17 protein-coding genes and 5 pseudogenes are annotated in these 18965 nt (G+C 66.4%); 10 read left to right on the plus strand and 12 right to left on the minus strand.

Going from position 1 to position 18965, the window contains the following annotated elements; genetic code table 11:
• Positions 1 to 110: 110 nt before the first annotated feature.
• From OG622_RS28085 to OG622_RS28105, 5 genes and pseudogenes are all read right to left on the minus strand, one after another.
• Positions 111 to 1541 carry a DUF2252 domain-containing protein gene (locus OG622_RS28085; RefSeq protein ID WP_371579394.1) on the minus strand — a complete coding sequence of 477 codons (1431 nt, stop codon included), beginning with the start codon at positions 1539 to 1541 and terminating at the stop codon, positions 111 to 113.
• Between the two features lie 132 nt (positions 1542 to 1673).
• Complete coding sequence (locus tag OG622_RS28090) at positions 1674 to 2000, minus strand: carboxymuconolactone decarboxylase family protein (protein ID WP_371579395.1); 327 nt, start codon at positions 1998 to 2000, stop codon at positions 1674 to 1676.
• 198 nt (positions 2001 to 2198) lie between these two features.
• Positions 2199 to 3071: pseudogene (locus OG622_RS28095) on the minus strand (cation:proton antiporter); the annotation flags it as partial.
• Between the two features lie 432 nt (positions 3072 to 3503).
• Positions 3504 to 3916: pseudogene (locus OG622_RS28100) on the minus strand (TMEM175 family protein).
• A 6-nt stretch (positions 3917 to 3922) separates the two neighbouring features.
• Positions 3923 to 4105, minus strand: a pseudogene (locus tag OG622_RS28105) (hypothetical protein); the annotation flags it as partial.
• A gap of 116 nt (positions 4106 to 4221) precedes the next feature.
• Between OG622_RS28105 and OG622_RS28110 the strand changes: the two are divergent.
• Positions 4222 to 4590 carry an amphi-Trp domain-containing protein gene (locus OG622_RS28110; protein WP_371579396.1) on the plus strand — a complete coding sequence of 123 codons (369 nt, stop codon included), beginning with the start codon at positions 4222 to 4224 and terminating at the stop codon, positions 4588 to 4590.
• Positions 4591 to 4651: 61 nt separating this feature from the next.
• On the opposite strand, the pseudogene OG622_RS28115 reads toward OG622_RS28110, so the two are convergent.
• Positions 4652 to 4837: pseudogene (locus OG622_RS28115) on the minus strand (diacylglycerol kinase); the annotation flags it as partial.
• Here OG622_RS28115 and OG622_RS28120 point away from each other — a divergent pair.
• The 4 genes and pseudogenes from OG622_RS28120 to OG622_RS28135 form a co-directional block, all read left to right on the plus strand.
• Positions 4830 to 5072, plus strand: a pseudogene (locus OG622_RS28120) (site-specific integrase); the annotation flags it as partial. The pseudogenes OG622_RS28115 and OG622_RS28120 sit on opposite strands and share 8 nt — an antisense overlap.
• A 116-nt stretch (positions 5073 to 5188) precedes the next feature.
• A complete protein-coding gene (locus OG622_RS28125) occupies positions 5189 to 5578 on the plus strand; it encodes a hypothetical protein (protein ID WP_162948333.1) in 390 nt (129 codons plus the stop codon).
• Positions 5579 to 5915: 337 nt separating this feature from the next.
• Positions 5916 to 6311 carry a DUF6188 family protein gene (locus OG622_RS28130; RefSeq protein WP_371579397.1) on the plus strand — a complete coding sequence of 132 codons (396 nt, stop codon included), beginning with the start codon at positions 5916 to 5918 and terminating at the stop codon, positions 6309 to 6311.
• Between the two features lie 360 nt (positions 6312 to 6671).
• Positions 6672 to 6986 (plus strand): hypothetical protein, encoded by a 315-nt coding sequence (locus OG622_RS28135; RefSeq protein WP_371579399.1) that lies wholly within the window; start codon positions 6672 to 6674, stop codon positions 6984 to 6986.
• A gap of 197 nt (positions 6987 to 7183) precedes the next feature.
• Here the strand turns inward: OG622_RS28135 and OG622_RS28140 are convergent, their stop codons facing one another.
• Positions 7184 to 7642 (minus strand): hypothetical protein, encoded by a 459-nt coding sequence (locus OG622_RS28140; RefSeq protein WP_371579400.1) that lies wholly within the window; start codon positions 7640 to 7642, stop codon positions 7184 to 7186.
• 275 nt (positions 7643 to 7917) lie between these two features.
• Positions 7918 to 10896 (minus strand): tetratricopeptide repeat protein, encoded by a 2979-nt coding sequence (locus OG622_RS28145; protein ID WP_371584245.1) that lies wholly within the window; start codon positions 10894 to 10896, stop codon positions 7918 to 7920.
• Positions 10897 to 11945: 1049 nt separating this feature from the next.
• On the opposite strand from OG622_RS28145, the gene OG622_RS28150 reads away from it, so the two are divergent.
• Positions 11946 to 12362 (plus strand): hypothetical protein, encoded by a 417-nt coding sequence (locus tag OG622_RS28150; protein WP_371579401.1) that lies wholly within the window; start codon positions 11946 to 11948, stop codon positions 12360 to 12362.
• Positions 12359 to 14092, plus strand: a complete 1734-nt coding sequence (locus OG622_RS28155; protein WP_371579402.1) for a caspase domain-containing protein — start codon at positions 12359 to 12361, stop codon at positions 14090 to 14092. Before OG622_RS28150 ends, OG622_RS28155 begins: the two co-directional genes overlap by 4 nt.
• 277 nt (positions 14093 to 14369) lie before the next feature.
• Here the strand turns inward: OG622_RS28155 and OG622_RS28160 are convergent, their stop codons facing one another.
• The 4 genes from OG622_RS28160 to OG622_RS28175 are packed head-to-tail and all read right to left on the minus strand — an operon-like array spanning position 14370 to position 16095.
• Positions 14370 to 14804 carry a hypothetical protein gene (locus OG622_RS28160; RefSeq protein ID WP_371579403.1) on the minus strand — a complete coding sequence of 145 codons (435 nt, stop codon included), beginning with the start codon at positions 14802 to 14804 and terminating at the stop codon, positions 14370 to 14372.
• Between the two features lie 22 nt (positions 14805 to 14826).
• A complete protein-coding gene (locus tag OG622_RS28165) occupies positions 14827 to 15219 on the minus strand; it encodes a hypothetical protein (protein ID WP_371579404.1) in 393 nt (130 codons plus the stop codon).
• The gene (locus OG622_RS28170) at positions 15213 to 15641 is read right to left on the minus strand and encodes an ATP-binding protein (RefSeq protein ID WP_371579405.1); all 429 of its coding nucleotides are present in this window, start codon (positions 15639 to 15641) and stop codon (positions 15213 to 15215) included. Before OG622_RS28170 ends, OG622_RS28165 begins: the two co-directional genes overlap by 7 nt.
• A gap of 46 nt (positions 15642 to 15687) precedes the next feature.
• The gene (locus OG622_RS28175) at positions 15688 to 16095 is read right to left on the minus strand and encodes an NUDIX hydrolase (RefSeq protein ID WP_037705728.1); all 408 of its coding nucleotides are present in this window, start codon (positions 16093 to 16095) and stop codon (positions 15688 to 15690) included.
• Positions 16096 to 16202: 107 nt separating this feature from the next.
• On the opposite strand from OG622_RS28175, the gene OG622_RS28180 reads away from it, so the two are divergent.
• From OG622_RS28180 to OG622_RS28190, 3 genes are all read left to right on the plus strand, one after another.
• On the plus strand, positions 16203 to 16991 hold the full coding sequence (locus tag OG622_RS28180; protein WP_060903208.1) for a GntR family transcriptional regulator: 789 nt from the start codon (positions 16203 to 16205) through the stop codon (positions 16989 to 16991).
• Between the two features lie 168 nt (positions 16992 to 17159).
• Positions 17160 to 17516, plus strand: coding sequence for a hypothetical protein (locus tag OG622_RS28185; protein WP_371579406.1), 357 nt, complete (start codon positions 17160 to 17162; stop codon positions 17514 to 17516).
• Complete coding sequence (locus OG622_RS28190; RefSeq protein ID WP_371579407.1) at positions 17516 to 18892, plus strand: FtsK/SpoIIIE domain-containing protein; 1377 nt, start codon at positions 17516 to 17518, stop codon at positions 18890 to 18892. The genes OG622_RS28185 and OG622_RS28190 overlap by 1 nt, the downstream gene beginning before the upstream one ends.
• Positions 18893 to 18965: the final 73 nt, after the last annotated feature.

Below are 18965 nucleotides of genomic sequence, written 5' to 3' on the forward strand. Positions count from 1 at the left end.
TTTCCCGTTCTGATGTGTGCTGAATCCGTTCTGGCCGGAGGCTGCTCGACAGCAGGACTTCCTGGAGCTGTTGACGAGCGGCAGGGCGTGCCGGGGTGTCCTCTCCCGGGTCAGGCGGCCGGCAGCTCCTCCGCGGGTAGTCGGCCTGCGCGGACCGCGTCGACCAGGGCTTGGTGGTCGCGCTCGTTCTGGTCGGCGTATGCCTCGGCGAATGTGGCGAGTGCTCGGTCGAAGGAGTCGCCGCTGCCGAGGTAAGCGGCGATCGCGATGCGGTCGCCGGACCGCGCGTGCGCACGGGCCAGGGTGACCCCGCACAGTTCGCCGAACACCTTCATGCCCTTCGGCCGCATCTTCTCCGGCTCGGCGATGCCCTTCCAGTCGCGCAGTTGGCGGACGTAGAAGTCGCGCTGTTTGCCGTCGATGCCGTCCACCCGTTCCCAGCCGAGGAGGATGTCGCTCGCGGCCTGCATCAGCCGCTGGCCCGCGACGACCCGCTCGCCCTGGTTGGTGTACCGGCTCGTGCCGACATGTGCGGCGAGTACGGAGGTGTCGGCCTCCTTGGCCTGGAGGAAGAGCGGGTCCTGGCCGTCCCGGCCGAGCAGGAGGAAGATCCAGCATCGGGTGCCGACACTGCCGACGCCGACCACCTTGCGGGCGACGTCCGCCAGTCGGTAGTCCTCCAGAAGCGTGCGCCGGTCGGAAGCCAGAGTGCTGCCATACCGCTCGACGAGACCGCGGAACTGGCGCTCCAGCGCGCTGCGCTCGACGTCCGGCAGCAGGTCGCCGACCGGGACGAGCAGCGGGGGATCCGCCGCGATCCTGGGCCCGCCGTCGACCGTCTCGGTGAGCTTGTCGAAAGCCTGGAGGGTGTCGCGGGTGCGGGCCTTCGCCATGGCACGGGCCAGGCTCTTCTGACCGCGCTTGTGGAGCCGGCCCGGGGCCAGGGCCTCAAGGATGTCCTGGTCGATCTTCGCGTACCAGACGTCGAGGTTGCCCGTGCCCGCGAAGCGGATCATCGCCTCGCGGTACGAACGGACCGTGGACCTCACGATGCGGGTGCGCTCGGCGTCGTTGAAGCCGTTCGCCCGGCCCGCGATGACGAGACTCGCCGAGAGCCGTTTGACGTCCCACTCCCAGGGGCCCGGCAGGGTCTCGTCGAAGTCGTTGATGTCGAACATCAGATCCCGCTCCGGCGAGGCGAGCAGACGGAAGTTCAGCATGTGCGCGTCCCCGCACAGCTGGGCCGCGATCCCCGAGACCGGGCTGTCGGCCAGGTCGGACGCCATGATCGCGGCGGCGCCCCGGTAGAAGCGGAACGGGGCCTCCATCATCCGGCCGTAGCGGATCGGGACGAGTTCCTGCACCCGTGCCGCGGACTGCGCCTCCAGGATCGCCAGCGGGTCCGGTCGGTCGGGAGACGGGTTGTACACGGCGTGGCCCGACCGCGGCGAGCGGCGCCGCGCCTTCTTGCCGAGAGTCGCGCGTTCCTCGGGCGTGGTGTGGGGTGCCGCGCGCATGGCCGTGGTCGCGTTCTGGGACATCGAAGGCCCTCCTGCCTGGTCCTGCGGCCGTCTGGACGCCCGGCACAGGGGACCTCGGGCCGAAGGACAGCTCTGCGTCCTTCTGCCCGATGCCGACCGTGCGGATCAACGAGGCTGAGTGATCGGCTGCTCTCAGCCCTGGGCGTCGATCTCGGCATCGGCGACGGCGATGGCGATACCGAGCGCCTTGGCGATGTTGCCCGCTGCTGTCATGACGCGGGCGGTGCCCACGGTGGGCGCGATGGCGACCAGGACGTCCTGCAGCTGGTCGGCGGTGACGCCGGTCTTGAGAGCGGGGTCCATGTGGGCCGCGTAGGAGATGGGCGGGGCGTCCGAGGCGGCGAGTGCCGCGATGCGCGTGAGTATGAGCAGGTCCGGGGCCAACCCGCATCGCTCGATCGAGTCGACCGTCATGGCGGCGAGGGTGTCCAGGACTGGGGTGTCGGATGCAGTGGACATGGCATATGCCCTCGCTCCTGGGTGTGTTTCCGCTGGTCGGGGGGCGAGACGGAAGAACGGATCCGCGGAAGTGGGGGATCCTCTCAACCGTAGAACGCATCCGGGCCCCACGCATGGGGGGGGCTGATCGTCCGCTCCGACGGAGCCCGGCGCTCCGGCCGAGGGCGGCGGGCGGCGCCGGCCGAATCCCGCTCTTTCTCAGCGCAGGTGTCGCGAACCGCTGTGCTGTTTCCCGGAGCCTGCCGGCGCGTCCTGGGCCTCGCGCAGGTCGGTAGTGGTGGCCTTCGCGGCGTCGTACCAGTTCCCGTAGCGGTCGGCGAAGTACGGGGCAGACATGCCGTGCAGCAGAATGCTGAGGCCGATGGTGACCGCGATGACCCGCCCCAGCATTGCGATCCCGGGCACGGTGTCCTCCACCAGGAGGAGTCCGAAGACCACGGAGGCCAGGCCGCGGGGTCCGAACCAGCCGATGTAGGCCACGGTGGGCAGCCGCATGCCGGTGCCGGCCAACGCGAGGGCCACCGGAAGCATCCTGACCACCGTCAGGCTGAGCACCGCGTACGTGATGATCCGCCGGCCGAGGTGCTCCAGTGTCGGGCCGAGCAGGAACGCGCCGAAGACCAGGAAGCTCAGGCTCCCCAGCAGCCCACCCACGTACTCGGCCAGGTCTGTGGGCCGCTCCTTGGCCGGCTCCCTGTCCGCCGGCTCGCCCTTGCGCGGTGCGACGCCGAACGCGAACCCGCCCATCCAGGTGGCGATGAAGCCGCTCCCGTCCAAGGCCGTCGCCACGTCGTACGCGCAGAACGCCACCGCCAGGACGACGACCTGCTGCCATTCACCCGTCGCCCAGCCCCGGGCTCGCGACAGGATCAGCAGCCGTCCGCCGAGCCCGCCGGAGGCCAGGCCGATCACGGTGCCGACCACGAGTGCCCGCAGGAACACTCCGTCCGCGCCATCCTCGGAGGCGACGGTGCCGGGGATCGCGGCGAGGAACATGAGGAAGAACGGCAGCGCCAGGCCGTCGTTCAGGCCGCTCTCGACGCTGAGCCCGTGGCACACGAGGGCCGGGACACGGGGGCTGGAGCAGGCGGTCTTGCCGAGCGCCGCATCGGTGGGGGCGAGAACCGCCGAGCAGCGCGAACTCCCGGATAGTCAGGCCCGGAAGCAAGGGCCATGCCAGCGGCCACCCCGCTCCGATGCTCAACGGCAGGCCGATGGCCGGCAGCCGCAGGGGCAGGAAGCCGCCCGTGCGCAGGTCGCGTCGGCGTACCGTCATCGAGTCGGTGAAGAGCATCAGGGCCAGGGTGGCCTCGACCAACGTCAGCACCGGGCCTGCGTCATGGCCCAGGTCGAGAACGTCCAACCCGAGCGGCCCGATGAGCACACCGAAGCCGGTGAACACCATCGGAGCCGACACCGGTGTCGAGGCCAGGCGGCGCGAGAACAGCCCATAGCCGGCGGTGACGGCCGCAACCGCGGCTCCGGTCCATGCGCTGCCACCACTCATGACGTCCCGCTCTTCCTGTCGCAACGCCCGTAGCCGTCCGTGGCTGCCACGGTTTCGCCCTCGTCCGTGTGCAGGGCCTCTGTGACGAGACGGATCGGGAACGGCAGGAACGCCACCACGAGCAGGAAGAGCAAGTTGAGACTCAGGAAGTTCGGATCGGCTCGTGTGAGCCGGCCGGTCATCGACGTGTGGAGGAGCCACGCTCCGCCGATCGTCAGGAAGCTGACTAGGTAGCCCAGGTAGCCGGGCCAGGCGTGAAGTACCTGTTCCAGTGGTGTGCCCGGTGAAGCACTGCGAGTTCCAGTACGAGCAGCGTCGCGGCGATCGAGAACACGCCGTCGCTGACTGCCGCCAGTCGGTCGGTATCGAGGGATCGGCGCCCACGTGACTTGTCTGCGTCGCCAGGCACGGAGCTGAAGGCTTCGTAGCCGGTGCGGCCCGCCCCCGCGCTGGAGCGGGCGATGATGAAGCGGACGCCGACGTCACGGGCGAACGGGAGCATTTCCGTGAGTCCCGACAGCGGGTTTCCGCTCGACGTGGACACCAGGTCGTAGTCGTCGATGATCACGAACACCGTGGGGCCGCGCCACCAACTACGAACGAGGTCTACGTCGTGGGGCGTTCCGGCTTTTCGCCCGGTCATGAGGATGTCTAATCCCGCGCATGACACCAGAATGGGTGTTATCTACTCTTTCTGTCGGATCGGAGACCCCTATGAAGGACCTCAAGTTTGAGCAGAAGCGCTCACTGTCACGCCTTGAGGCGGCTGACCAGCTCACGGCACTCGCAGCCGCGCTGAGGGAAGGCGGGGATGCCGAACTGGAACTCAGCCCCGGAACGCTGAGCCTGCGGATTCCCGACGACCTTCGCGGCGAGATAGAGGTCGAGATCGGTGACGGGGAGATCGAGCTGGAGATCGAGTTCAAGTGGCCGACCGCGCCGACTCGGAAAGCGCCATCGTGGACGGTCGCAGGCACCGAGAAGGCCACGGGGCGGAAGAACGTGCCCGCCAAGCCCGGTCGGAGCAGCACGGGCACGGGCCGGAGCAAGAGCGCGAAGCGGTCCGCTACGAAAACGCCCTGACTCGTGCCGGGGACCTCGGGCTGACCGCCACGCCCTCTCTGCCTCGATGGACGACGCTTCCTCAGCTCAGCGCCAGGTTCCGTAGCCGCCGCCAGCCCATGGGGGCTTTCGTCCGGGGCACGCCAGGGCGGTGGCGTGGTACCCGTACGTGCAGGGCCCGGGGTCGGATCGTGCATCGTACGGGTGTTGGCAAGGTCAGTGCCTCACCGTCGACCCCTGCTTCGATCTCGGGCTCGTCCGCATCGACCGGGCTCACCGACGTGACCCCGCACGACCTTCGGGCCTCACATGGGACGTGGGTCGCCGACCGCTACGGCGTCATGACCGCCGCTCACCGACTTGGCCACTCGAACGCGAGTGTGACAACCCGGCACTACGCCCGGCCGGTCGCCGGTCGTGATGATCAGGTGGCAGAAGCGGCCGATGCATGGCTTGGAGGGCAAGAAGGGGTCGGCTCTCCCGAAGTCCATAAACCCCTCTGAGGCACCCTGCACTTGTGACGCCCCTGGCCAGAAGCACGGTCAGGGGCGTTGTGCTGTGCCGCAGTGTCCGATTCACGTCTATGCGCTGTGCATATGCACCGATACTCTGCGTGCTCATGGGGAAAGTGGTGCGTCTGTACTGGGGATACATGGTGGCTGCTGCCTTGGTCGTTGCCTGGAGCCAGCAATGGTCCTTGCCTGTGATCGTGGCTCTGTCACTCGGCGTCTCGACCTATGCCGCCTTCCAGGTGCCGGTCTGGTGTGGAGCGGTTAACCGAGACGGGCAGACCTACTGCCGCAACAACGCTTATGGCGTGTTGATGGGGTGCTCGAAACGTCAGCACAGGTGGCAGAAGCTCAAGATGATCGTTCTGCGCAGCAAGGTCGGGAACGTGAGTCGCTCCGTGTTTCCAACGGCCAAAGAGAAGTTCAATGGCGCTCTCGCCGTAGGAGGGCTGCTGTCGGCTGTCGCCGCCGTGATCGTTCCCGCTGTGACTGGCGGCTGAGCGGGCACGACCGAGCGCCTAGGGCACGTAGCGGGCACGACGAAGATGAGGACGGCTCCGCCGGGGCGCTCATATCCGTCTGACCTGCGGCGGAGGGACAGACGTCCATGATCGCCGAAAGATCTTGAAAACCGTCGTGGCAGCAATGTCACCGTGGGTTCCAATCCCACACCCACCGCAGATGAACGGCTCCTGACCAGGTAAATCGGTCAGGAGCCGTTCTCGTGAGCGTGGTTCGCCGGCGACCGTGACTCCCCGCCGTTTCCCGACCGAACGGGCACGGGAGGGGCACGCAGTTACGCTGTCGAGCTGTCACACGGTGCGGAAGGGAGACAGGGTGAAGGTCCCTAGCGCCTTGATCGGCGCTCAAGTGGAGCGCACAGCCTTTGATCACCAAGTGCGGCTGAGCCTTGGCGCTCTCGACCCCGATGAGGGCTACCGGTTGGATGCCGAGTTGGTGCTGGAGACGCCGTTCCTGTTCCGGGATGCCGGTGGCGAATGGCATGAACTCGACCCCGGCACGGGTGTGAGCCTCGCCCCCGTTCTGGCCCTGTTCGGGCAGACACTCACGGGGGTCGATGTCCGCGAGCACGGTGCTTTGGTCATCGACTTTCAAGACGGTGCCGGGCTCTGGATCGGCCCAGATCCACAATTCGAGTCCTGGCACCTGACCGGACACGGAGTAGCCCCGATCACGGTGGGCCCTGGTGGCGAGGATGACTGGGAGCTTTGACGACCGCTGGGTGAGGTTACTCAGCAAGGTCGGTGGAACGGCTTTGGGCGGGAGCTGCCATGGGTCGAGTGATCATGGCCCCGTAAGCTTCTGGCGAGTCGGGCTGTCTGTGGATCTGCGACGAAGGGCCAGCCTGGGAGGAAACCCTCCTGAGCTGGCCCTTTTGCTGTGCCCCCGGCAGGATTCGAACCTGCGACACCCGCTTTAGGAGTTCGATCGCTCCTCGGTTCTATCGGGAAACCGCCCGTCCACACTGGCCGTGTCGGGCTGCCCAGGGGTGTTGGTGTCCGGCGCCGTTGATGTCACTCGTGGATGTCAGAAACGGAGCAACCCTCGCTTGCTCGCTGGCACGATGGTCTCGTGGTTGATCTGGAGCGCATCAGAGCAGAGACCGTGGCGTACTTCCGAGCACTCGATGAAAACGCCACCCTGCGGCACCACTTGCGCCACGTCGACGAGGAGGGTGGTCTTTGGTACATCGAGGCCGTACCCGACCGCGGCGAGTTGGTCGTCGTCAAGCAAGCCGAGCTGACCTCGGCCGGCCAACTCCACCGGTATAGCTGGGAGCACCTGGAGGACGAGCACGGCGGCCTGACAGACCAAGCGATCGACCCTGAAGAGGACCCGCTGGAGACCATCCAGGCCGAGGAGTTCCAGCGGGTGTGGACTCGGTGAGCGGGCTGCACAACCTCTTTAGGAGAGCGGCTGGGTGGAAAGGTAGGTGACCTGCGGATACTCCGACCAAGCCAGTCGGCACGATGGTGCCTGCCAGTCACCCCTGTTGACCGCGGCTGACCCCTGTATCTGGCACGACTGTGGCACGCGACGCGTAGACGGCTCGGAACCTAGCCCGGCGCCGCCTTGCCCGGTGATCAACCGCCGTAGCGGCTGCGCAAATCCTCGGTGATGCGCGACACCAGCCCGGTAGCGCCCTGCAACGGTGTCTCTCGAAGCGGACGCTCCACCTGGGGATCGTAGGCAGTCAGCCCAGTCTCCGTCTCGACGAGGGCCGCAAGGGCGAAGACCTTGTCGAGCACGACCGCAGCGTCGTCCCCCGCATGCCAGTAGGGCACAGTAATGCTCACCTCGTCGCCGAAGACGGACAGGTCGATGCCGGTGCCCGAGTGACTCAGGTCCCGCGACTCCTGCCCATATTCCGTGATCTCTACTTTGCCCAGCAGGGTCCGAGCCTGCGGCACGATTCGGTCCCAAGCTTCAAGGAGGCGGGCAGGGATCGGCTCGCCCTCCTCGGCTGCGTCCTCCATGGCCTCCAGGGCGTCATCCCAGGACTGCCCGTCGCGTCGGCTCAAGAAGTAGATGTCGTAGCTCACCGCGCGATCGTAGACACTCGTACGCTCCGGTGGCAGGACTTGAGGTCGGCTGCCGCCGGTGACTTGGCTGGTACCTCAGCTTGGGAAGCTGTGGTCATTTGGGGCGGGTTCGGGCGCTGACCTGCGTGAACGGCCGGGGTGCAGCTCTATTGGGCTCTGCTGCTTTCACCGTGATTCCCCGCTGTTCCCCGCTCGATCTGGTGCGCTTGTGGGCGGCCGTGGTGCGCACGCCACCATCCGCGATCCGTAGTTTTACAGAGGTCGATCGGGGACGGTCACGCCAGTTGCTCAGGAGTGTCTGAGGGAGGCTGACGGTCGGGCGCGGTTGACGGGGTTGCTGCATCTGGTCGTTGTGCAGTCGCCGCAGCTTCACGGGCGAGGGCGAGGTTGTGGCGGGCGGTGAGGGTGTCGGGGTGGTCGGGGCCCAGGATCCGCTCCCGGTCGGCGAGGACCCGTTCGGTGAGGTCGAGGGCGTCTTGGACCTGTCCGGCGTCGCTGTAGGAGGCGGCGAGGTTGTGGCGGGCGGTGAGGGTGGCGGGGTGGTCGGGGCCCAGGATCCGCTCGTAGTCGGCGAGGACCCGTTCGGTGAGGTCGAGGGCGTCTTGGACCTGTCCGGCGTCGCTGTAGAAGTTGGCGAGGTTATTGCGGGTGCTGAGGGTGGCGGGGTGGTCGGGGCCCAGGATCCGCTCGTAGTCGGCGAGGACCCGTTCGGTGAGGTCGAGGGCGTCTTGGACCTGTCCGGCGTCGCTGTAGGAGTTGGCGAGGTTGTTGCGGGCGGTGAGGGTGGCGGGGTGGTCGGGGCCCAGGATCCGCTCGTAGTCGGCGAGGACCCGCTTGCGCAGGTCGAGGGCGTCTTGGACCTGTCCGGCGTCGCTGTAGGAGACGGCGAGGCTATTGCGGGCGGTGAGGGTGGCGGGGTGGTCGGGGCCCAGGATCTGCTTGCAGTCGGCGAGGACCCGCTTGCGCAGGTCGAGGGCGTCTTGGACCTGTCCGGCGTCGCTGTAGGAGTTGGCGAGGTTGTTGCGGGCGGTGAGCGTGGAGAAGTGGTCGGGGCCCAGGATCTGCTTGCAGTCGGCGAGGACCCGCTTGCGCAGGTCGAGGGCGTCTTGGACCTGTCCGGCGTCGCTGTAGGAGTTGGCGAGGTTGTTGCGGGCGGTGAGCGTGGCGGGGTGGTCGGGGCCCAGGATCCGCTCGTAGTCGGCGAGGACCCGCTTGCGCAGGTCGAGGGCGTCTTGGACCTGTCCGGCGTCGCTGTAGGAGTTGGCGAGGTTATTGCGGGCGTCGAGGGTGGCGGGGTGGTCGGGGCCCAGAACCCGCTCGCAATCGGCGAGGACCCGCTCCCGAAGGTCGAGAGCATCCTGCACTCGCCCGGCGGCGCTGTAGGAGTTGGCGAGGTTGTTGCGGGTGCTGAGGGTGTCGGGGTGGTCGGGGCCCAGGATCCGCTCCCGGTGGGCGAGGACCCGTTCGGTGAGGTCGAGGGCGTCTTGGACCTGTCCGGCGTCGCGGTAGGAGTTGGCGAGGTTGTGGACGGCGGTGAGGGTGGCGGGGTGGTCGGGGCCCAGGACCCGCTCGCAGTCGGCGAGGACCCGCTCGCGCAGGTCGAGGGCGTCCTGGATGCGCCCAGCGTCGCTGTAGGAGACGGCGAGGTTGCTGCGGGCGCCGAGGGTGTCGGGGTGGTCGGGGCCGTGAATGCTCTTGCTGAGATCGGAGGTCGTTTCGTTGTACTCGATCGCCTGCTGGTAGAGGCCCGCTTCGGTGAGGCTGCGACTGGCCCTGAAAATGCTTGGGTGGGTTGTGGGCTGCCACAAGGCCGGGCGGGTGAGCTGGTCAAGGTGGACCACGTTGGCGCGCAGCAGGGCAGCCAGTTCGCGTTCCTCGTGGTCGTGGCGGGGCCACAGGCTGGTGATGGCGTTGGCGGCGGTGCGGGCCGTGGCGGGCAGTGTGCGGGGTGGGATGGTCTCCCGCACGGCGCGGGCGGTCAGGGCGTGCATGCGCAAGGGGGCGGTGGCGATGTCTTGAGTGATCAGGGCGTAGGTGCGCAGGAATTCCAGCACGTTGCGCACCTCTGTTTCGGTGACAGCCGGATAGTGCTTGCGCAGGAGGCGGCGTTGCGGCGGGCGGGCGGTGCGCAGGTGGTCGAGGGCTTGGGGTGTGGTCCATGTGGTGGCGGGGTGGCCGAGGGGGTCCATGAGGGAGGCGAGGTGCAGTAGGGGCCGGGCCAGTTGGCTGGTATCGGCTTCCTCGACCGCTTCGAGGGAGAGCAGCAGCGAGGCGGTGACGGGTCGGCCGTAGTCTTCAGTATCCGCGCTTGCCGGCAGCAGGTCGCCCAGCCGTTTGCTGGCGTCGCGCAGCAGGGTGAGGTAGCCGGCCATCGTGGGCCGCTTGTTGATGAGATATGCGGCCGCGTGGCCAAGTGCGAGGGGGAGATGGCCAAGTTCGGCGGCCATCTCGCCTGCCCGGGCGGGATCGTGCAGGTGCGCGTGCCCGGCATCGGCCAGCCGGCGCTTCAGGTAGGTGCGAGCCTCGGAATCCGTGTAGAGACCGATCCGGACCAAGGCGCGGTCCTGGCCACTGAGCCGGGCGTCCTCACGCCGGCTGGTGGCCAGAACCCAGCCACGGCCGGCCCCGCTGTCCGGCCACCACTGCTGGACGGCCGTCGGGTTGGTGACATCGTCCAGCACTACTAGCCACCGGCGCTCGGCCGCCGTCAGCCACCGCAGAAACAGCCGTGCCGCCCGGCCCTCGTCGTCCGCGGACACTCCGGGAAGCTGCAACCGGCTGGCCGCTTCCGCATATGCGCTGATGACCTGATCGATGCCGGTAGCACGCACCCACACCAGCACATCCAGGTCGCCCCCACCGGAACGCTCCTGATCCCGCAGCTCCCGCGCCAACGACGCCGCAAGCTGGCTCTTACCTACCCCGCCAGGACCGGACAGCACAACATCTCTGCCCCCGTCACGCGCCGCTCCGACCTTCTTGCGGATCCGTGTGCGGGGCTGGAAGGCTGCCGCCAGACGTGGGACGTCCCCCACTAACACCGGCCACTCGACCGACGGACGACCCTGTACAGGCGCGGGATGCACATGCATGTCTCCCGCCACCTGAGTCACATCCCCGTGCGCCTGCGCCGTCTGGCGTGCACGCCGCTGCCCCGAACCCTCCACCATCTCTGGCCCCCTTGCCTCAGGCCCGGTCCCCGCCGACCTGATCGATGTCCCCCGTGCCATCGGAACGCGCCTTCTGCCGCACATCCCATCGCGCCGCAGCGCCAGGCGCCCCGGCACCCGTGCCCTGGCTACCACCGGTCTGCCGGATGCGGCCCGCGCCGCGTGCCGACTGCCGCACCCGACGTACTCCTGCTCCTCCGGTCTGCGACGCCCACCAGCCCAACGCGGCTAGCACCCCCGCCGCCGCCACACCCGCCACCGGAGCGATCACATCCCACGGATCATCGCCCCCCTTTGACAGCACCGCCCATGGCACCGCCACCACAGCGAACGCCAGAGCCGAACCCGCCACCGCCACCAGCCACCGAAGCGCAGTCTGCACAACCCACCCCCGAGAAAAGTCAGACACCAGCCTGACCGACCATGCTGGCACGCAGACACCTCCACCGGCCGCGCGAACCCGCGATCCCCCGCCAGCCAACACGCGGCACCGTGCCACCACAGACGACGGAGCCTCAATGGGCGAGTCATGATCTGTCTTCTTGCCCTGGGTCTTGCCGGGGATCTTGGTGAGCTGGGCTTTTGCTGGTCAAGGGCGGTAGCCTCGTGCGCCTGGTGGTCGTCGTTGGTCGTCCTTGGCCACTGTTGAGCGGCCTCGGACGGCCCAGGGACGGCCCAGCTTTGCCCGGTGCGGGGCCTCGCTCGGCCGACGGCCGGCACCTTCGTCGCGGTCCGTCTCAACCGCAGCCGACGAAAGCCCGCCACGACGGCGCGTCAGCCGACCGACCAGACGCGCGTGTGCCTCGCTGCACCCCCACCGGCCTCAGCCACGGTATTGGTGCCGTCGGCCAGAGCCAGCCACAACGGCAGGCCCGTAAGAAACCACCAGAGGGCCCCGCAAAGCTCTACGCCTTTGGAAGCTCGTGTTGCCTACGGGTGGTTGCTGGGCCGGAGCGAACGCTGACGACCTGGTCCTCCCCTACCTCCCGCAGTTCCCCGCACGATCTGGCACGTAGTCGGCACAGCCGGACGGCGAGGAGACGAGTGCCCTGCCTTGTTGTGTTGGTCAGCGCACCTCGGTGTCCGATCCAGCCAGTAACCTGTTGTGTCACGAGGTGCAAGGGGGCAAGCACATGGTGCGAAATGATGGCACTCGCCGGATGGGTGTCACACTCACAGTAGATTCGGACACTGATCATGAAGAGTTGGATGCGCTGACGCAGCAGCTGCGTGATCGGCTTCTTGAGCTAGAGGTGGATCGGGTCGAGCTGGAAAGGTCTCAAACTCCCCCAGCAGGTTCTAAGCCTGGCGAAGTCATAGCCCTAGGCTCTCTACTGGTAGTCGCGGCTCCCTTCGCGCTACGAAGCATCATTCGCCTGTTGGAAAAGTGGATTGAGCATCGCCCAGTTCGAACCGTCAGCGTCACTCTTGGGGATGACAGTATCGAGCTTCAGACCGTGTCATCAAAGGAACAGAGACGTTTGATTGAACTGTTCGTCTCACAACACGGGACGGATGCAATCGAATCTCAAGGCTCGTCGCAGCCATGACCGGTGACCGATTCGCCCTGCTAATTGCGACAGGCTCATACGATAGTGAGAGCCTGCAACAGCTGCGCTCCCCTATTAAGGACGTCGAAGGACTCGCAGCAGTTCTACAGGACAGGAGAATTGGGGACTTTGAAGTAACAACGGTCATTGATCGACAGCAGCATCAGGTTACCCGCGCGATTGAGCGCTTCTTTAACGACCGACGCAGAGATGACCTTCTCCTTATTCACATATCGGGCCACGGGATCAAGTCCGATAGGGGAGAGCTGTATTTTGCCGCCAGAAATACCGATCAGAAGCTACTGGCGTCAACAGCAATTTCCTCCACCTTTCTGCAAGCGCAGATGCAACGCTGTCGAGCCAAGTCGATCGTTCTACTGCTTGACTGTTGTTACAGCGGCGCGTTTCTTCCTGGCGCCAAGGGAGACTCTGCGGTGCACGTGCGTGATGAACTGGCAGGACACGGGCGAGCAGTTATTACGGCGACAAACCGCACCGAGTACGCTTGGGAAGGTAACCACCTAAGCGAGCTGGAGCCGGAGCCGTCCCGGTTTACTGGAGCTCTTATTGAAGGTCTTCTATCGGGTGAGGCTGACAAAGATGCCGATGGGCTCGTATCTGTACAGGACCTTTACGAATACGTTTATGAACAACTCCAAAAATCTGGAGCAAAGCAGCGGCCCCAACTTTACTCAGAGATAGAGTATCGCGTTGTGGTAGCTCACTCGGTTCGAGGGGCTGAGCTTGAGCTAGAGGCCTTCAAGTCCAAAAAATTGATTCCGGAATCCACTGAGAAGCAATCCACAAAGCTGACCGGTGAAGCAAGCGGGGTGGCTCCATCACGCACGGCCGACCAACTAGTAGAGAATCTAAAGCGTTACCTACCCAACCCCATTCACCGGATCGAACTAAACGACCTCATCACCGGAACGACCAATCGTGTGATCGAGGCAGCTAACCCTCAGCAAAAGCCACTCATTGGACCGGTGTTTGAGGAGAGTATTCGCGGCTACCGCGCAGACTGCGACACCCTCCTGCACCTGCTTGCTGCTGGCGTCTACTATGACGATGGCACTTACGATGCCCTGTGGCGGCGCACAATCGAGCGACTCTCACGCGTGCGCGACACGATTCCGGGGTCCTATAATGACGTTTTGGAGAGGTTGCGCCACTATCCAGCGCTCCTATCGGCCTGGGCAATGGGTTTGGCGGCAGTTCTGGCGAATCGCGAGGAATTCCTGCCGCGCATTTTCGTCCAAGTGAGCTGGAATCAACCATTCGGCAAAATCCAGCGCCAGAGTCCGGCCAGTTACCTTAACCCTTTGCGCATCATTGAAACTGAACTCCTTCACGATATCTGCCATCCAGATAGCGGAGGGAAGTATATTTTTGTGCAGAGTCATTGGCTCCGCGACGAGCTGCGGGAGCCGTTCCGTCAACTAGAGCCTAGTGATTCCGCTTATGTCCTAGCCTGTCATCGCTTCGAACTCATTGTTTCCATGATGGCAATGGATTCCGAGAACGAATTCTTGGCCAACCCGTGGCCAGGAGAGTTCCTTCTCGATTCGGCATGGGGGTATGAGGGCAAGGGAGTCGCGGTAGACATTTCAAGGGAAATTTCGCCATCGTGGCCCCTTATTGTGGGCGGCGCCTTTGATCGCGATATCAAGCGTGCCGAAAAATGCCTTGAGGCGTTGGCTGAATACCGAGGTAGAGTGCAGCGCTGGTGACTAACGCGCATCCACGCTGTCACGGCACTTGAGTGGTTCATGGCTGTATGGATAGGCCGCGGGCATGATTGTGAGGCCGGCGTAGCGGCTCTGGGAGGGCGTTTTCTTGGCGCGACCGATCATGACCCCGTAAGTCTGGCGACAAGTGGCTAAGAGCGCGGCCCGGCCCCCGGTCGGGCTGGAGCGGGGCGGAGACTGGAGCGCAGGCCCGGCCGGGGGCCGTGCCGCGCGCGGGGAGCGGAGCGAGCCGCCTTGAACCAGTAGAGAAAGTTGTAACTCAGTCGGACTGTTGGGGCTGTTCAGCCTCGGTGGATGCTTGGCCGTCCGGCTTCACCTGATGAGCACCGGGGCCTGCGGCGCGGAACTCATCCAGTAGGTCGAAGAACATTTCCAGGGCAGGCACGTCGGTCTGCTCTGCCCTGCGCTCGATCTCGACCGCCCAACCCAGTGAGCTGGGGTATGCCATCCCTAGACGGTTCCACAGCCACTGGGCGAATGGCCCTTGGCTCCCGGCGTGAAGGGTGCAGTCCTCGTCGATGCCATGGACGCCAAGGGCCGCTGTGTAACCGATCAGCATGGACTCCAGGTGCAGGAGCGACCGGCCTCGCACCCACATGCCCGGACGCAGCCTGACTTCGTCCAGGAAGTCGTACATATCTGTCAGCTCGTTCAGCTGTCTGAGCCTCCGCGTGGCCTTCCCCGTGTCTGTCATAGGGCCACGCTAATGGAGGCCGTCACCGCTGATGGCCGTCGTGGAGCGGCTTGAAGTCGTATGCGCATACCGGAAGTTGGGTGCCCTGCCGGTGTGCCAGTGGCAGGAAGATTACGGGGCGGATTGTCCATGTGATGCGGGTGGTGAAGAAGGTGACGGACACGGTGCAGGGCTCGGAGCGCAGGAGGGCTCGTCGTGTCTCTATGCGGCCGTCGTACAGCCACTGCCATGCCTGCTCGGATGCTTCCGGGTCGAATGCCGGTGAGATGGTGCGGAGTGCGACGGCAACCCATCGGTCGGCCTGGGGTGCCGTGTAGGCGTCGAAGGATGCCCGAAGCGTCAACTCGCCGTCATAGGTGAGGTCTTCGGTCCAGCACTCGCACCAGTAGCCCCGGCGGGCTTCGTCCTTCAGCACAGGTTGTCTCCCGGTCGGAGGCCGGTGAACAGTTCCGCGGTGACCGTGTAGCCGCCCTCGCTGCCGTGGACGACGACTCGGTGGGCGAGTGCGGTGACCATGCCCAGGCCCCGGCCGTGTTCGGCCGCCTCGTCCTGGTGCTCGGCCTTGGGGGCCGTGCCGGTTCCTCCGCTGTCCGTCACCGACAGGGCGATCACCTGCCGGGAGACCGCCAAGGCGAGATGGAAGCTGCCGGATTCCATGCCGCTGGCCGTGTGGAGGATCGCGTTCGCACTCAGCTCGCTCACGATCAACTCGGCGTCCTCGGCCATGGGAGATCCGCGCAGGATGTCACGGGTCCAGCGGCGGGCCCGGCTCACCTCTTCCGGAAATCCTGGGCAAGTGAGTCCCCAGACCCGGGCGGTGCTCGTATACTCGTGCATACAAGTTCCTTCATGCTGGTAGGCCGCCATGTGCAGCGGGTTCGGGCTAGATGAGTTTCACGCCGTCGTGGGCGCGGATGGCCGGCGGGGATGCCGCGTCGAGTGCGTCCAGGACGCGGATCGCGTATGCCTCGTCGGCAAGCTCGGTGACTTCTTCACGGGTGGCCCAGCGCAGTGCGCGGGTCTCGTCGCCGGTGGTCGGCGTGCCGTCGGCCGCCTCGCAGCGGAAGACCAGCGAGACGATCAAACCCGTCATGTTCTTGTAGACGCCGGTCAGGGTCGCGGGAAGTGCGATCTTGATGCCGGTCTCTTCGAGGACTTCGCGCTGGAGGGCTTCGGGGAGGGTTTCCTCGCGTTCGAGGACTCCGCCCGGGGGTTCCCACTTGCCGTTGTCACGACGTTTGATCAAGAGGGCCCGGCCCTGGTCGTCGACGATGACTCCGGCGACGCTCACGGAGTGCGGACGGTCGGTGCTCACGTTCCTCGGCCCTCTCGGCTGGCTAGGCTCTCCACCGTAGCAACAACAATCGCCCACTCGTCTAGATATCTAAAGGAGTACACGTGCCGTCTCTTCCTTCCGGCTTCCTCGGTGATCTCGACCCCACGAGTGATCGTGCGGTCTTTCGGCAGATCGCCGACCAGTTGCGCGAGGCCATCGACCGTGGGCGGTTCAAGGAGGGTGAAAAACTGCCCTCGGAAGCTGAGCTTGTTGACCACTACGGGGTATCCCGGATGACGGTCCGCAACTCCTTCTCCGTCCTCCAGGGCGAAGGGCTCGTGCACGCCGAGCACGGCAAGGGCGTCTTCGTCCGGCCCCGGCCGCCCGTGCGGCGACTCGCCTCCGACCGGTTCGCACGGCGCCACCGGGAACAGGGCAAGGCGGCCTTCATCGTCGAAGCCAACGCGGCCGGCAGTCACCCTCAGGTCGACAGCCTTGAGGTGAAGGAAGAAAAGGCCAGTCAGGACGTCTCGACACGGCTCGGGTCCGTGCGGCGGGTGCTGGCTCGGCGCCGGCGGTATCTGCTCGACGGTCGTCCGGTCGAGTTCGCCACCTCGTATCTGCCGCTCGACATCGCGCGCGGTACGCCGATCGCCGAGCCGAACCCTGGGCCCGGCGGGATCTACGCCCGTCTCGAAGAGCTGGGCCACCGGCTCGACCACTTCGAGGAGGAGATTCGCGCCCGGATGCCCTCGCCTGCTGAGGTCAAGACGCTGCGGCTGGCCTCCGGTGTGCCAGTGATCCACCTGATCCGTACCGCCTTCGACGCCGAAGGGCGGGCCGTGGAGGTCTGCGACACGGTCATGGCGGCGGATGCGTACGTGCTGTCGTATCAGCTTCCGGCGACGTGATGAGGTGATGTGCGGTGGTGCGCGGGGGACGCTTCTCCGACTCGTACACCCCAACAGGCATACTCGTATAGACGAGTGGGCAAGTGGTGTGGCAGGGTGGTCAACGTGAGCCCGGAGATCGGGTTCGCAGGACGCTTCATGTATAGACGAGTAGATGGGTGAATTGCCTTGCGTACCATTCGTGTTGAGACCTCGGCCGCGACGATCCTTCTGACTGAGGCTCCTGAGCCCAAGGTCCGGGACCGGCAGACGGGCGAGATCGCCAAGGACGCCGTCAGCGGTGAGGCGCTGATGACGCTCGGCGTTGTCTACATCGAGGACGGGGAATCGTCGCTGGTCAAGGTCACCGTGCCTGAGGGCGGTGTGGCTGAGGGGCTGACGCTGGGGGCGCCGGTCTCGCTGCCGGGGCTGGTGGCCCGGCCGTGGGAGAGCGTGTTCAACGGACAGCAGCGCCACGGCATTGCCTTCCGTGCCGCCGCCGTGACTCCGGCTGCCTTCCCGGCTGCCATGAGGGCCACCGCCTGATGTCCGATCTGGTGACACTTCTGGAGGTGGGTGGTCCTGTCGCCGCGCTCGGCGGTGGGGCCGCCTACACCCGGGCCAAGCACCCCCGCGTGTACTGGCCCACGGTCGGCCTGCCGATATCCACCGCCCGGCTCCTCGGCTCGTACGGCTCGGTCATGGAGGCGTGCGGCCTGACCGTGGCGCCGTCCCGGCTGCGGATTCTCGCTGTCAAGGCGACCACTCGCCGGGAGGTCCGGCCGGTACCGCCTCGGCGGGGGATCATCCGGCCCACCTCGACCGGGCTGCGACTTCGCCTCCGGCTCGCTCCCGGCCAGGAACCCGCCGACGTCGCTGCCTCGGCCGAACGGCTGCGGCACGCCTGGGGCGTTCACGCCGTATACGTCTCGACCGTCAAGCCGGGCGTGGTCGAACTGCGGCTCGTCGGCTTCGACGTGCTGCGAAACGTGCGGATGCCTCGCAAAGCCACCGCCGAACTCCTCAAGGTGCCCGTGGCGCTGCGGGAGGACGCCACTCCCTTCGTGCGCGACTACCGCACCATCCCGCACCAACTCACCCTCGGCGCCACGCTGTCCGGGAAGTCCATGTACCTGCGGCACCTGATCACCGGCCTCGCCCGACAGCCCGTCGCACTGGTCGGCATCGACTGCAAGCGTGGCGTGGAACTGGCGCCGTTCGCCGCCCGGCTCTCCGCCCTCGCCACCGATCCCGACGAAGCTGCCGAGCTGCTGCCCGTGCTCGTCAAGGAAATGGAGGACCGCTACGACCTGATCAAGGCCCGACAGGGCATCGCCCCGGGCACCCCCGACGAGGAGATCACCTCCGACATCTGGGGCCTGCCCGAGAACCAACGCCCGGTGCCGATCGTGCTGTTCGTCGACGAGGTAGCGGAACTCTTCCTCGTCGCCACCAAGAAGGACGAGGAACGCCGGGACGAGATGGTCACCCAGCTCATCCGCCTCGCCCAGCTCGGCCGCGCCGCCGGGATCTACCTGGAGGTCTGCGGACAGCGCTTCGGCGCCGAACTGGGCAAGGGCGCCACCATGCTCCGCGCTCAGCTGACCGGCCGGGTCTGCCACCGCGTCAACGACGAAGCCTCCGCGAAGATGGCGCTCGGCGACATCGCCCCCGAAGCGGTCTCCGCCGCCTGCGCCATCGCCCCCGAACTGCCCGGCTTGGCTGTGGCCGGTGACACCTCCGGCGGCTGGTCCCGCATCCGCACGCCGTACCTTGCCCTCGGCGCCGCCGCCGAGATCTGCCGGGACTCGGCGCACCTGGTGCCCGACCTTCCCGCGCTCAAGCCCTTCCGGCCCGACATCCCCGTACGGCCCGTGGAGTCCTCGGCCCCGGCCGTGCAGCCGCACCCGCTGACCGACTGACCCTCGCCCACCCCTCACCCCGGTCGGCGTGACCGCCTCGCGCCAACTCCCTACCCCCGCCATGCCTGAATCC

It is taken from the genome of Streptomyces sp. NBC_01314 (assembly GCF_041435215.1).
Taxonomy (GTDB): domain Bacteria; phylum Actinomycetota; class Actinomycetes; order Streptomycetales; family Streptomycetaceae; genus Streptomyces.